Origin of the sequence: Microbacterium sp. W4I20, from assembly GCF_030816505.1 — a bacterium.
Classification (GTDB): domain Bacteria; phylum Actinomycetota; class Actinomycetes; order Actinomycetales; family Microbacteriaceae; genus Microbacterium.
In genome coordinates, this window is the sequence record NZ_JAUSYB010000001.1 from 3,611,472 (window position 1) to 3,623,323 (window position 11,852).

At 68.5% G+C, this 11,852-nt stretch carries 12 protein-coding genes; 4 read left to right on the plus strand and 8 right to left on the minus strand.

The features are described from left to right. The first annotated feature begins 6 nt into the window (after window positions 1-6). Complete coding sequence (locus QFZ21_RS17565) at window positions 7-408, plus strand: VOC family protein (RefSeq protein ID WP_307380120.1); 402 nt, start codon at window positions 7-9, stop codon at window positions 406-408. A gap of 36 nt (window positions 409-444) precedes the next feature. On the opposite strand, the gene QFZ21_RS17570 is transcribed toward QFZ21_RS17565, so the two are convergent. After that, the gene (locus QFZ21_RS17570) at window positions 445-1,662 is read right to left on the minus strand and encodes a pyridoxal phosphate-dependent aminotransferase (protein WP_307380122.1); all 1,218 of its coding nucleotides are present in this window, start codon (window positions 1,660-1,662) and stop codon (window positions 445-447) included. A gap of 150 nt (window positions 1,663-1,812) precedes the next feature. After that, window positions 1,813-2,907 carry an alanine dehydrogenase gene (gene ald, locus QFZ21_RS17575; RefSeq protein WP_307380124.1) on the minus strand — a complete coding sequence of 365 codons (1,095 nt, stop codon included), beginning with the start codon at window positions 2,905-2,907 and terminating at the stop codon, window positions 1,813-1,815. 118 nt (window positions 2,908-3,025) lie between these two features. Here ald and QFZ21_RS17580 point away from each other — a divergent pair, with 118 nt between their 5' ends. Next, window positions 3,026-3,535: an Lrp/AsnC family transcriptional regulator gene (locus QFZ21_RS17580; RefSeq protein ID WP_307380126.1), complete on the plus strand. Its 510-nt coding sequence runs from the start codon at window positions 3,026-3,028 to the stop codon at window positions 3,533-3,535. Between the two features lie 35 nt (window positions 3,536-3,570). Here QFZ21_RS17580 and QFZ21_RS17585 read toward each other — a convergent pair whose 3' ends face one another. The 4 genes from QFZ21_RS17585 to aceA all read right to left on the minus strand — a co-directional run bounded on the left by QFZ21_RS17585 (window position 3,571) and on the right by aceA (window position 7,643). Continuing rightward, a complete protein-coding gene (locus QFZ21_RS17585; RefSeq protein ID WP_307380127.1) occupies window positions 3,571-4,005 on the minus strand; it encodes a hypothetical protein in 435 nt (144 codons plus the stop codon). A gap of 48 nt (window positions 4,006-4,053) precedes the next feature. Beyond that, entirely contained in the window at window positions 4,054-4,434 is a 381-nt protein-coding gene (locus QFZ21_RS17590; RefSeq protein WP_307380129.1) for a hypothetical protein, read from the minus strand. A 123-nt stretch (window positions 4,435-4,557) separates the two neighbouring features. Continuing rightward, the gene (gene aceB, locus QFZ21_RS17595) at window positions 4,558-6,204 is read right to left on the minus strand and encodes a malate synthase A (RefSeq protein WP_307380131.1); all 1,647 of its coding nucleotides are present in this window, start codon (window positions 6,202-6,204) and stop codon (window positions 4,558-4,560) included. 98 nt (window positions 6,205-6,302) lie between these two features. Beyond that, window positions 6,303-7,643, minus strand: a complete 1,341-nt coding sequence (gene aceA, locus QFZ21_RS17600) for an isocitrate lyase (protein ID WP_307380132.1) — start codon at window positions 7,641-7,643, stop codon at window positions 6,303-6,305. 121 nt (window positions 7,644-7,764) lie between these two features. Between aceA and QFZ21_RS17605 the strand changes: the two genes are divergently transcribed. Continuing rightward, window positions 7,765-9,216: a helix-turn-helix transcriptional regulator gene (locus QFZ21_RS17605; RefSeq protein ID WP_307380135.1), complete on the plus strand. Its 1,452-nt coding sequence runs from the start codon at window positions 7,765-7,767 to the stop codon at window positions 9,214-9,216. Window positions 9,217-9,227: 11 nt separating this feature from the next. On the opposite strand, the gene QFZ21_RS17610 is transcribed toward QFZ21_RS17605, so the two are convergent. Continuing rightward, a complete protein-coding gene (locus QFZ21_RS17610; protein ID WP_307380136.1) occupies window positions 9,228-9,794 on the minus strand; it encodes an AAA family ATPase in 567 nt (188 codons plus the stop codon). Window positions 9,795-9,797: 3 nt separating this feature from the next. Further along, window positions 9,798-10,160 carry a hypothetical protein gene (locus tag QFZ21_RS17615; RefSeq protein WP_307380138.1) on the minus strand — a complete coding sequence of 121 codons (363 nt, stop codon included), beginning with the start codon at window positions 10,158-10,160 and terminating at the stop codon, window positions 9,798-9,800. A 133-nt stretch (window positions 10,161-10,293) separates the two neighbouring features. Between QFZ21_RS17615 and QFZ21_RS17620 the strand changes: the two genes are divergently transcribed. Further along, a complete protein-coding gene (locus QFZ21_RS17620) occupies window positions 10,294-11,835 on the plus strand; it encodes a glucoamylase family protein (protein WP_307380140.1) in 1,542 nt (513 codons plus the stop codon). Window positions 11,836-11,852: the final 17 nt, after the last annotated feature.

Sequence of the window (11,852 nt, forward strand, 5' to 3'; positions counted from 1 at the left end):
CGCGGCATGAGCGCACCCATGCCCTACCTCCTGTTCCCCGGCAACGCGGCGGAGGCCCTGCGCCACTACCAGTCGGTCTTCGGCGGCGCGCTGCAGCTGAGGGACTACGCGCAGGCCGGGCGGCACGACGGCCCTGGCGACGCGATCGCTCACGGTCAGCTCAGCGGACCGGTGGCGCTCGCCGGGGCAGATGCCGGCGTCGACGACGACGCCGTGCAGATGAACGGCATGTTCCTGTCGCTGCTGGGCACGGCGGATGCCGTCACTCTCACCGGATGGTTCGACGCGCTCGCAGACGGCGGCCGAGTGATCGACGCGCTGCAGAAGCGGCCATGGGGCGACTTCGACGGCACGCTCAGCGATCGCTACGGCATCCGCTGGCTCGTCGGATTCCGGCTCGAGGACTGACAGGCCGGGCCGCCAGCCCGGCCGGGCCGGTCGGGTTCAGGAGAACAGTCGCTGCAGGCGCTGCACGCCCTCGAGGAGCTGGTCGTCGCCGAGCGCGTACGACATGCGGATGTAGCCCGACGGGCCGAACGCCTCGCCCGGGACGACCGCGACCTCGGCCTGCTCGAGGATGAGATCGGCGAGCTCGAGCGACGTCGTCGGGGTCACGCCGCCCCAGGTGCGACCGAGCAGGCCCTGCACATCGGGGTAGACGTAGAAGGCGCCGAGCGGGTTCGGCACGACGAGGCCGTCGATCTTCGACAGCTCCGACACGATGAGCGTGCGGCGGCGGTCGAAGGCCTCGCGCATCTGCTCGGCCTCGGTCTGCGGCCCGTTGAGTGCCGCGATCGCCGCCTTCTGAGCGACGTTGTTCACGTTGCTCGACAGGTGCGACTGCAGGTTGCCGGCGATCTTGATGGCGTCGACCGGGCCGACCATCCAGCCCACGCGCCACCCGGTCATGGCGTAGGTCTTGGCGACCCCGTTCACGAGGATCGTCTGGCCGGCGACCTCGGGCACGGCCTCGACGATGGACGTCGCCTTGACGGCGGTTCCTGAGCCTGACGAAGCATAGGTGAGGTTCTGATAGATCTCATCGCTGATGATCCAGATGCCGTGCTCGAGCGCCCACTCGCCGATCGCCTTGGTCTCGTCGGCGGTGTAGACGGATCCGGTGGGGTTCGACGGTGACACGAACACGAGCGCGGTCGTGCGCTCCGTGCGGGCGGCCTCGAGCTGCTCGACGGTGACCTTGTACTCCTGCTCGGCTCCGGCGAACACCTCGACCGGGGTGCCGTCGGCGAGGCGGATCGCCTCGGGGTACGTGGTCCAGTACGGGGCGGGGAGCAGGACCTCGTCGCCCGGGTTCACGACCGCCTGGAAGGCCTGGTAGACGGACTGCTTGCCGCCGTTCGTGACGATGACCTGGCTGGGGGAGACCTCGAGTCCCGAGTCGCGGAGCGTCTTCGCCGCGATCGCCTCGCGCAGAGCGGGAAGGCCTGCTGCCGGGGTGTACCGGTAGTTGGCCGGGTCGGCGAGAGCCTCGGCTGCGGCATCCACGATGAACTGCGGCGTCGCGAAGTCGGGCTCGCCGGCGGCGTAGGAGACGACATCCTTGCCTTCGGCCTTGAGAGCCTTCGCCTTGGCGTCGACCTTGAGGGTCGCGGATTCGGCGATCGCGGACAGTTTGCGGGAGAGGGGAGCGCGTTCGGTCACGACTACGAGCGTACTCGGGTCGGTGGTGGGTCCGCCGGGCGAGTCGGCACGAAGAATCCGGGTTCTTTCGTGAGAGCGGTCTGGATCAGAATTGTCGCTGCGCGGACTCGCGGAGCGACAATTCTGATCCAGGCTGCGTTCCGGGAGAACTCAGGCGGTCGCGAAGCCGTGGGCCTGGGCGACAGCATCCAGAGTGATGCGTCCGCCCTGCACGTTGAGCCCCTTCGCGAGTGCCTGATCCTCGGATGCCGCGCGCTCCCAGCCCTTGCCGGCGATCGCGGACACGTAGGGCAGCGTCGCGTTGGTCAGGGCGCGGGTCGCCGTCTCGGGCACGGCGCCGGGCATGTTCGCGACGCAGTAGTAGATGGCGTCGTGCACCGCGAAAGTCGGGTCGTCGTGCGTGGTCGGACGGGAGCCCTCGAAGCATCCGCCCTGGTCGATCGCGATGTCGACGAGCACGGCTCCCGACTTCATGCCGGCGACCATCTCGTCGGTGACGAGCTTCGGGGCAGCAGCGCCGGGGATCAGCACGGAGCCGATCACGAGGTCGGCCGTCGCGAGCTCCTCCGCGATGTCGTAGCGGCTCGAGGCGCGAGTCTCCAATGCCCCGCCGTAGCGGTGCTCGAGCTCGCGCAGGCGCGGCAGCGAGATGTCGATCACGGTGACCTTCGAGCCGAGGCCGAGGGCGTTCGCCGCGGCGTGCTCTCCCGCGACACCGCCGCCGATCACGACGGTCTTCGCGCGAGGGGTGCCGGCGATGCCGCCGAGCAGCGTGCCGCGCCCACCGTTGGAGCGCAGCAGCGAGTAGGAACCCATCGTGACCGAGAGGCGGCCGGCGATCTCGCTCATCGGGATGAGGAGGGGAAGGCTGCGGTCGGGCAGTTGCACCGTCTCGTAGGCCACGGCGGTCGTGCCGGCGTCGATCAGAGCCGTGGTCAGCGCGCGGTCCGCGGCGAGGTGGAGGTAGGTGAAGAGCGTCAGGTCGGGGCGCAGGAAGCCGTACTCCTGGGCGATCGGCTCCTTGACCTTGATCACCAGATCCGCCTCGCCCCACGCCTCGGCGGCAGTCGGAACGATCTCGGCGCCGGCGGCACGGTACGCGTCGTCGTCGATGCGCGACCCCACGCCTGCGCCGGACTGCACCAGCACGCGGTGACCCTCGTGAACCAGGCGGTCAGCACCGGCCGGAGTCAGGGCGACGCGGTTCTCGTTGTTCTTGACCTCGGTGGGCACGCCGATCTTCATCGATCCTCCAGAGTGGGGTGGTGCGCGGACGGTGATTCAGAATCGCAGAAACGTCGACTGCGCACCAGATTCAGTGAAGAAGATTCGCTCAGAGACCGCATCCTGCATAATCATTCGTATGGAGACTGCTGCATCGGCCCCGGAGACGAATACTCTTCGGGCCCCCGCACTGGACGCGATCGACACCAGGATCGTGCGATTGCTCTCCACAGACGGGCGGATGACGAACGCCGAGTTGGCGGGTCACCTCGGGGTCGCGCCGTCGACCGCCCATGCGCGCCTCCGCGCCCTCGTCGACCGGGGCGTCATCAGCGGATTCCACGCGAGTGTCGACGAACGGATGCTGGGCGCAGGACTCCAGGCCGTCATCGGAGTCACGCTGCGCCCGAGCGGGCGCCGGGAGAGCATCGTCGAGTTCGCGGAGCGCGTCCGCGTGCTGCCGCAGGTGATCCAGCTGTTCTTCCTCGGCGGCGATGACGACTTCCTGCTGCACATCGCGGTCGCGGACTCCTCGGAGATGCGCGAGTTCGTGCTCGAGCACCTCTCAGCGCAGAGCAGTGTCGCCTCGACGCGCACCAGCATCGTGTTCGACTATCACCGCAACTCGGTCGCGGCGTCGTTCACCTGATGCCGATCGGCGCTGTGCTGTGAATTGCTCTGGCGTCAGGCGCCGTACGACGCCGGCAGGGCGCAGTAGTCCGCGAAGCGCCGCGTCGGATTCTCCGGATCGGTGACGTCGACGAGGGCGGATGCCACGCTGTGCGGCGGCTCGTCGCCTGCGAGCTGCCACAGGGTGAAGTTCCACATGCCCCGCGCGGTCTCGCTGAGGAGAGCCGCAGGACCCGAGACGACCAGCACGCGATCGTCTCGCGGTGCGGCGCGGAAGGGGGCGATCACGTCCGCGCGGAGCCCGGTCTCATCGCCGTCGGCGCTGTGCGCCCGCGTGACCTGCTGACCCGTCGCTGCGAGGGCGGCGGCGAGAGAGTCGGCGGCGCGACGAGAGCGCTCCGGGTCCTGTCCCGCGACCGCGACTGCTCGCACGCCGGAGCGGGAGAGGTGCAGGAACTCGTCGGCGATGGTCGTCCAGACGTCGGTCATGGATTCAGGCTACGCCTCGGGGAGGACAGCGGGATCGGATCCCCAGGATCACAGGGAGACGCTGCGGAGGAACGCGCTCAGCTCGAAGAGCCGCGGCACGAGATGGCAGAGGAAGGTCAGACCGATCGCGACGATCCCGAGCACGACCGGAAGCGCGTGGAGCTGTCTTCGACGGGGCAGGCCCGCCACGAGCACGAGCGCGACGATGGGTGGCGCGAGCCAGTACGCGGAACTCACATCGAACACCATCATCAGTGCGGTCGCCGCAGACGGCATGAACAGGTCACGCTCCGGTTCGAACACCTGCAAGGCCAGCACCGTCGCGGATGCGACGGCGGCCACCGTGCTGAGAGCGATCGACGACGCGAGGCGGACGCGGATCGCGGCGGGAGTGAGACGGGGCAGTGGGGGTGCTGGCGGGATCGTCATCCGCCGAACCTACGGAGAACGGAGACCGGCGGCAGGCGTTCTCCACAGGTTTCGCAAGGGCGCAGGGAGAAGCCCCCGGCCGATCCGCAGCAGACGGACGACCGGGGGCTTTTCTGGGGAGGATCAGTCCTCGTCGACGAGGAACCGGCTGTATGCGCCCAGGGTCAGGAAGGTGGGGAACTCCTCCCGCAGCGCGACCTCGCGGAAGATCTCCGCTGCGTCATCGAACCGATCCCCGGCGCTCCGGGTCGCCATGCCGAGCACCTGGGCGATGAGGCCCTCGACGTACTCCACGGTGATCGGTGTGCCGTCCTGGGTCGTGCGGTCCTGGTGGATCCACTGCCACACCTGCGAGCGGCTGATCTCGGCCGTTGCAGCATCCTCCATCAGGTTGTCGATCGCGACCGCGCCGAGGCCGCGCAACCAGGCCTCCAGGTAGCGGATCGCGACGGACACGTTGTCACGAACGCCCCGATCGGTGACCGCGCTGCCGATCCGCAGGTCGAGCAGGTCGCGCGCCTCGACGTGCACGTCGTCGCGCTGCCGGTCGACCTGGTTGGGCCGATCGCCCAGCACCGCGTCGAACTCGGCCTGCGCAGTCGCGATCAGGTCGGGATGCGCCACCCAGGTGCCGTCGAAGCCGTCGCCGGCCTCGCGCTTCTTGTCGGCCGACACCTTCTCGATCGCGCGGGCGGTCACTTCGGGGTCGCGGCGGTTCGGGATGGACGCACTCATGCCGCCGATCGCGAAGGCTCCCCGCTTGTGGCAGGTCTGCACCAGCAGATCGGTGTACGCCCGCATGAACGGCACGGTCATCGTGACCTCGCTGCGGTCGGGGAGCACGAAGCGTGCGCCGCGGCCACGGTAGTTCTTGATGATCGAGAAGATGTAGTCCCAGCGTCCGGCGTTGAGGCCGGCGCAGTGGTCGCGCAGCTCGTAGAGGATCTCGTCCATCTCGAAGGCTGCGGGCAGCGTTTCGATGAGCACCGTCGCGCGGATCGTGCCGTGCGGGATGCCGATGTACTCCTCGCTGAACGAGAAGACGTCGTCCCACAGCTTCGCCTCCTCGCTCGACTCGAGCTTGGCGATGTAGAAGTACGGACCGCGCCCGCCGTCGATCAGTGCCTGCGCGTTGTGCAGGAAGTAGAGCCCGAAGTCGACCAGCGAGCCGGATGCCGCGGTGCGGCGGCCCGCCCGATCGATGAACTGCACGTGCTTTTCGGGCAGATGCCAGCCGCGCGGGCGCATCACGATCGTGGGCGTGCGCTCGGCGGTGACGCGGTACTCACGACCGTCGGCGTTCGTGTAGGAGAGCTCGCCGCGGATCGCGTCGCGGAGCGACAGCTGCCCCTCGATGACGTTCTTCCAGGTGGGGCTGGTGGCATCCTCCTGGTCGGCGAGCCAGACCCGCGCGCCGGAGTTCAGCGCGTTGATCGTCATCTTCGGATCGGTCGGACCGGTGATCTCGACGCGGCGGTCCTCGAGCCCGGGACCTGCACCGGCCACGCGCCAGTCCGCATCGTCGCGGATGTGACGGGTGTCGTCACGGAAGCGCGGGTCGTGCCCGTTGCCGATCTCGAAGCGGCGGCGCATCCGGTCGGCGAGCCGGTCATGGCGACGCGACGCGAAACGGTGATGCAGCTCGGTGAGGAACGCGACGGCCTCCGGCGTGAGGATCTCCTCGTAGCGGTCGCGGAGAGGGCCGGTGACGGTGATCGCCGGACCCTGCTGAGTGGTCTGGATGGGAGCGGTGGTGGTGGGAGTGGTCATGATCTGAAGTCCTTTGCGTGGTGGCCCTTCGTCTCGTCGCTGCGCTCCTCGCTCAGGAACCGGTTCCTGAGCGAGCGGAGCGAGACGAAGGATTCGGCTTAGTGGAACTGCGCGGCTTCGGTGGAGCCGGCGAGGGCGAGGGTCGCGCTGTCGGGGTTGAGCGCGGTGGAGATGACGTCGAAGTAGCCGGTGCCTGCCTCGCGCTGGTGCTTGGTGGCGGTGTAGCCGTGGGCCTCGGCGGCGAATTCGGCCTCCTGCAGCTCGACGTAGGCGCTCATGGCGCGTTCGGCGTAGCCGCGGGCGAGGTCGAACATCGAGTGGTTCACGGCGTGGAAGCCGGCAAGGGTGATGAACTGGAACTTGTAGCCCAGGTCGGCCAGCTCCTGCTGGAACGTCGCGATCTCGGCATCCGACAGGTGGCTCTTCCAGTTGAAGCTCGGCGAGCAGTTGTACGCGAGGAGCTTGCCGGGGAACTCGGCGTGGACGGCCGCGGCGAACTCTCGGGCGAGCGCGATGTCGGGCTCGCCCGTCTCCACCCAGAGCAGGTCGGCGTAGGGGGCGAAGGCGAGGCCGCGGCTGATGACCGATTCGATGCCGGGGCGGATCCGGTAGAAGCCCTCGTTCGTGCGCTCGCCGGTGGTGAACTGCTGGTCGCGCTCGTCGACGTCGCTCGTGAGCAGGTCGGCGGCGAGAGCGTCGGTACGGGCGATGATGACGGTCGGCACGCCGGCGACGTCGGCCGCGAGACGGGCGGCGTTCAGGGTGCGGATGTGCTGCTGGGTGGGCACGAGCACCTTGCCGCCGAGGTGGCCGCATTTCTTCTCGCTGGCCAGCTGGTCCTCCCAGTGGATGCCGGCGGCGCCCGCCTGGATCAGCGACTGCGCGAGCTCGTAGGCGTTCAGCGGCCCGCCGAACCCGGCTTCGGCATCGGCGACGATCGGAGCGAGCCAGTCCTGGGTGATCTCGCCCGCGCCGTCGAACGACTCGGCGTGCTCGAGCTGGTCCTGCCGGATCAGCGCGTTGTTGATGCGGCGGACGACCGCCGGCACCGAGTTCGCCGGGTACAGGGACTGGTCCGGGTAGGTCTGGCCCGCGAGGTTGCCGTCGGCGGCGACCTGCCACCCCGAGAGGTAGATGGCCTTGAGTCCGGCCCGCACCTGCTGCACGGCCTGGCCGCCGGTGTAGGCGCCGAGTGCCCGCACGTAGTCCTCGGTGTGCAGGAGGTTCCAGAGGTTCTCGGCGCCGCGGTGGGCGAGCGTCGACTCCTCGCGGACCGAGCCGCGGATGCGGATGACGTCCTCCGCGGTGTAGGTGCGCTCGACGCCGTCCCAGCGGGGGTCGGTCTCCCAGATCTCCTGGAGTTCCGCGGCGGTCTGCACCTGGTCGCCGGCTCGCAGGCCGGCGGGGCGGGGTGCGGGGGTTCCTGTGGTGTTCGTCATGGTGTCTCCTCGGTGAGAGTGGGTGGCTTGGCATCCACTCTGTGTGAAGTTCCGACTCCTGGCTGACCGATCAGGGAGTGAAGAATGCTGGAAATTCTGTTTCTGTGACAGAATCGGCGCCATGGTCACCGCTGACGCCGCAGAAGACACCGACGCCCTCACGATCGGCCGGCGTATCCGCCAGCTGCGCACGGCGCGGGGGATGACCCTCGAAGACCTGGCTGCGGCCGTCGACCGCGCCCCGAGTCAGCTGTCGATGATCGAGACCGGCAAACGCGAGCCGAAGCTCACCCAGCTGCAGGCGATCGCTCGGGCTCTCGGCGTCACGCTCGATGCCCTGCTGGAAGGAGAGCCTCTGGATGAGCGGAGCGCGATCGAGATCGCCCTGGAGCGCGCGATGAAGGGGCAGACCTTCCAGGCGCTCGGCATCGACCCGTTCCGCATCGCCAAGTCCGTGCCGACCGAGGCGCTCAAGGCGCTGCTCGCGCTGCACGGCGAGATCGACCGCCTCCGCGACGAGCGGGCAGCGACTCCGGAAGAGGCCCGCCGCGCCAACGTCGAACTCCGGCACCTCATGCGGCGGCAGGACAACCACTTCGCGGACCTCGAGGCGAAGGCCTCCGAGATACTCGCCGCCGTGCGGCATCCGGGCGGACCGCTCACGCAGCGCACGGCATCCGAGATCGCCGCGTATCTCGGCTTCTCGCTGCACTACGCACCCGACCTCCCGCAGACCACCCGCAGCGTCGCGGATCTGGCGAACGGCCGACTGTATCTGTCGAGCAGCGTGCCCGCGAAGGGGGATGCGCGCACCGCCGTGCTGCAGGCGCTCTCCAGTCGGATGCTGGGGCATGCAGAGCCGCGGAGCTACGCGGAGTTCCTGCGTCAGCGCGTAGAGACCAACTACCTCACCGGCGCCCTGCTCATCCCGGAGGCCCACGTGGTTCCCGCATTGCAGGAGGCCAAGACGCGCCGTGCGATCTCGATCGAAGACCTGCGCGACGCCTACTCGGTGTCGTACGAGACGGCGGCGCACCGTTTCACGAACCTCGCGACCCGCCATCTCGGCATCCCGGTGCACTTTCTGAAGGTGCACGAATCCGGCACGATCACCAAGGCGTACGAGAACGACGACGTCAACTTCCCGACCGACCGGCTCGGCGCCATCGAGGGGCAGATGTGCTGCCGCCGGTGGACCAGCCGCGTGGTCTTCGACGAGGACGACCGCTTCAATCCGTACTACCAGTACACCGACACGGGGAACGGCACGTACTGGTGCACCGCCCGCGTCGAGTCGTCCAGCGAAGGACTGCACTCCGTGAGCGTGGGTGTGCGCTTCGACGACACCAAGTGGTTCGTCGGGAGGGACACTCCGCATCGCGGGGTGTCGAAGCACTCGGTCGAGGTGTGCTGCCGCCGGGCGCCGGCCGACCTCGAGGAGCGCTGGCGGGAGAATTCCTGGCCGAACGTGAAGACCCCGCGCACCCTGCTGGCGACGTTGCCGACCGGCAGCTTCCCCGGGGTGGACACCACCGACGTGTACGAGTTCCTCGAGGCGCACGCGCCGCGCTGAGGGGGAAAGGCTCAGCCGGCGATGGCGGCCGGCGTCCACGCCGGCCAGTCGACTGCGCCCACCGGCGTTCCCTGTTCGTACGTCGCGACGAGGCGGAACGGCGCGCGCGCGGTGCTGTTGTCGAAGAACTCCACGCGATCTGCGACACGACGGGCCTGCGCGATCAGTTCCCACAGCCGAGCATGCCTCTCGCGGATCTTGTGCTCGGGAACATCGTGCCCGCCTGCTCGCACGCGTTCGGCCACGCGGGCCACGCTCACGTCCACCGGAAGCAGCATGACGTGAAGATGCACGAGATAGCCGCGACCGACCGCTTCGGCGACGAGGTCGACCTTGCTGGGGTGGCTGAAGACGGTTTCTGTGATGAACGATCTCTGCGCGACCAGCAACTCGGTGCGAGCGTCGGCCGCACGCCGCGATGCCTCATAGGCATGCTCGGCCGGGTCGGCGGGCCAGTGCTCCGCTGCGATCAGATCTGCGTTGACGAAAGGGAGACCGGTCGCGGGCCCGAGGATGTGGTCGACGTAAGTGGACTTGCCGGAACCGTTCGGTCCGGCGAGCAGGTGGAGGACCGGCACGCGTCAGGAGTCCGCGCTGTCGCCGAGAGTGACGGCGTTCCCGTCGGCATCCGCTTCTGTCCAGCTCCGGCCCGCCCTGGTGAACTCTGCGGCGAGATCGAGCCGAGCGCGCCGGTCGACGATCTGTTCATCCCAGGCTGCTCGGACCACGGCTTGATCGCGTTCGCCGAGATCGTCATAAGAGGCTTCGCCCGCGAGCACGCGACGGATATCGCGGTGGCTCACCCGCGGTGAGGCTTCCAACTCACGCCCGATTCGCGCCCAGTGGTTGATCTGTTGGGCCGCGCTGCGACTCGACTCGGCGCCGATCGACTTCGCGACCTCGAACAGGTCGCCATCCACTCGAGTGGGCATCGTGCTGCTCATGGGTGCCATTGTAGCAAGCTGCTACAGCTCCGAGAGGGGGTTGAGCGAACACTTAACACGTGTTAGGTTTTCGCACATCGGTGCGCTTATTCTGCGGCGCCGTTCTCGATGAGGAGACACGATGAAGCGTTGGATGAGCACAGTGGCGACCGTCGGACTGGTCGTCTCCGGACTGACTCTCGCCGGCCCCGCGGCGGCGGGCGACGACCGATCGGGCACCCGCGACCTGAAGCGATGGGCAGAGGACACCTGGCAATCCCTGGTGGCGATGACCGATGAGGAGACGGGGCTTCCGGCCGACAACGTCACCGGTGACCTCGAGACGGCGAGCGCATACACCTCGCCCACGAACATCGGCGGCTACCTCTGGTCGACCGTCACGGCGCGCGACCTCAAGGTCATCAGCGCCGCCGAGGCGCGCTCCCGCCTCTCGGCCACCCTCGACACCCTGTCGGAGCTCGAGCGCAACGACGCGAGCGGCATGTTCTACAACTGGTACTCCCCGACGACGGGGGAGAAGCTGACGACCTGGCCCGACTCCGGAGACCCCGTGTACCCGTTCCTCAGCACAGTGGACAACGGATGGCTGGCGGCCGCGCTGCGCATCGTGCGCGAGGCCGAGCCCCGGCTCGCGGCCCAGGCCGATGCCCTCTACGACTCGATGGACTTCGCCTCGTTCTTCGACCCCGCGGGTGCGGCCGGGCTCCCCGCCGGCACGAACCGGGGCGGATTCTGGGATGCGGCGCCCCCGGACTGCAGCGTCGAGGCGCCGATGTACAACGGATCGGGCGAGACCGCCTACTACACGTGTCATCACTACGACACGACGGTGAGTGAGAGTCGCATCGCGACCTACCTCGGCATCGCCAACGGGCAGATCCCCGCGAAGGCGCTGAACGGCACGCACCGCACGATGCCCCCTGGCTGCGACTTCGCCTGGCAGGAGCAGCTCCCGCAGGGGGAGTACCGCACCTACGACGGCGTCGAGGTCTGGGAGGGCGCGTACAGCTACGACGGCATGTCCTTCGTGCCCAGCTGGGGCGGCAGCATGTTCGAATCGCTGATGCCCGACCTCCTCGTCCCCGAGACGAAGTGGGGACCGAAGTCCTGGAAGCTGAACCACCCGATCACGGTCGCCGTGCAGAAGCAGCACGGACTCGATGAGGCCGGCTACGGCTATTGGGGCTTCTCGCCCGCCAGCAACCCGTTCGGCGGGTACGCCGAGTACGGGGTCGACATCGCGGGGATGCGGTCCGACGGCTACACCTCCGACGCCGAGCAGACCGACGTCGACATCGACCGCCCCGGGTGCACGGCAGGCACGAATCCCGCGCCCGAGTTCGGCGACGGCGTCGTCACCCCGCACGCCGCGTTCCTCGCCCTGCCCTACGACCGCAAGGGCGTGATGAGCAACCTCCGCGGCATCGAGCACGACCTCGGCGCCTACGGCCCCGGCGGGTTCTACGACGCCGTGGCGGTGCACAGCGGCACGATCGCGGAGCGGTACCTGTCGCTCGACCAGTCGATGATCATGGCGGCGATCGGCAACGAGCTCACGAAAGATAAGCTCAAGGACTACTTCGTCGATCGCGACATGGAGAAGCGTCTTCGGCCCGCGATGAAGCAGCAGGATTTCGGATCGTCGTGGGGCGCCGGAGGCGGCCACAAGGGCTGAAACTCCGCGTCGGCCAC

What these genes read in the sequence shown, in the direction of transcription:
- QFZ21_RS17590 (WP_307380129.1), bottom strand. Translation starts at nt 4,434, where the DNA reads ATGACGATCCCGCCAGCACCCCCACTGCCCCGTCTCACTCCCGCCGCG.
- QFZ21_RS17620 (WP_307380140.1), top strand. Translation starts at nt 10,294, where the DNA reads ATGAGCACAGTGGCGACCGTCGGACTGGTCGTCTCCGGACTGACTCTC.
- QFZ21_RS17615 (WP_307380138.1), bottom strand. Translation starts at nt 10,160, where the DNA reads ATGAGCAGCACGATGCCCACTCGAGTGGATGGCGACCTGTTCGAGGTC.
- aceB (WP_307380131.1), bottom strand. Translation starts at nt 6,204, where the DNA reads ATGACCACTCCCACCACCACCGCTCCCATCCAGACCACTCAGCAGGGT.
- QFZ21_RS17585 (WP_307380127.1), bottom strand. Translation starts at nt 4,005, where the DNA reads ATGACCGACGTCTGGACGACCATCGCCGACGAGTTCCTGCACCTCTCC.
- QFZ21_RS17605 (WP_307380135.1), top strand. Translation starts at nt 7,765, where the DNA reads ATGGTCACCGCTGACGCCGCAGAAGACACCGACGCCCTCACGATCGGC.
- aceA (WP_307380132.1), bottom strand. Translation starts at nt 7,643, where the DNA reads ATGACGAACACCACAGGAACCCCCGCACCCCGCCCCGCCGGCCTGCGA.
- QFZ21_RS17580 (WP_307380126.1), top strand. Translation starts at nt 3,026, where the DNA reads ATGGAGACTGCTGCATCGGCCCCGGAGACGAATACTCTTCGGGCCCCC.
- ald (WP_307380124.1), bottom strand. Translation starts at nt 2,907, where the DNA reads ATGAAGATCGGCGTGCCCACCGAGGTCAAGAACAACGAGAACCGCGTC.
- QFZ21_RS17565 (WP_307380120.1), top strand. Translation starts at nt 7, where the DNA reads ATGAGCGCACCCATGCCCTACCTCCTGTTCCCCGGCAACGCGGCGGAG.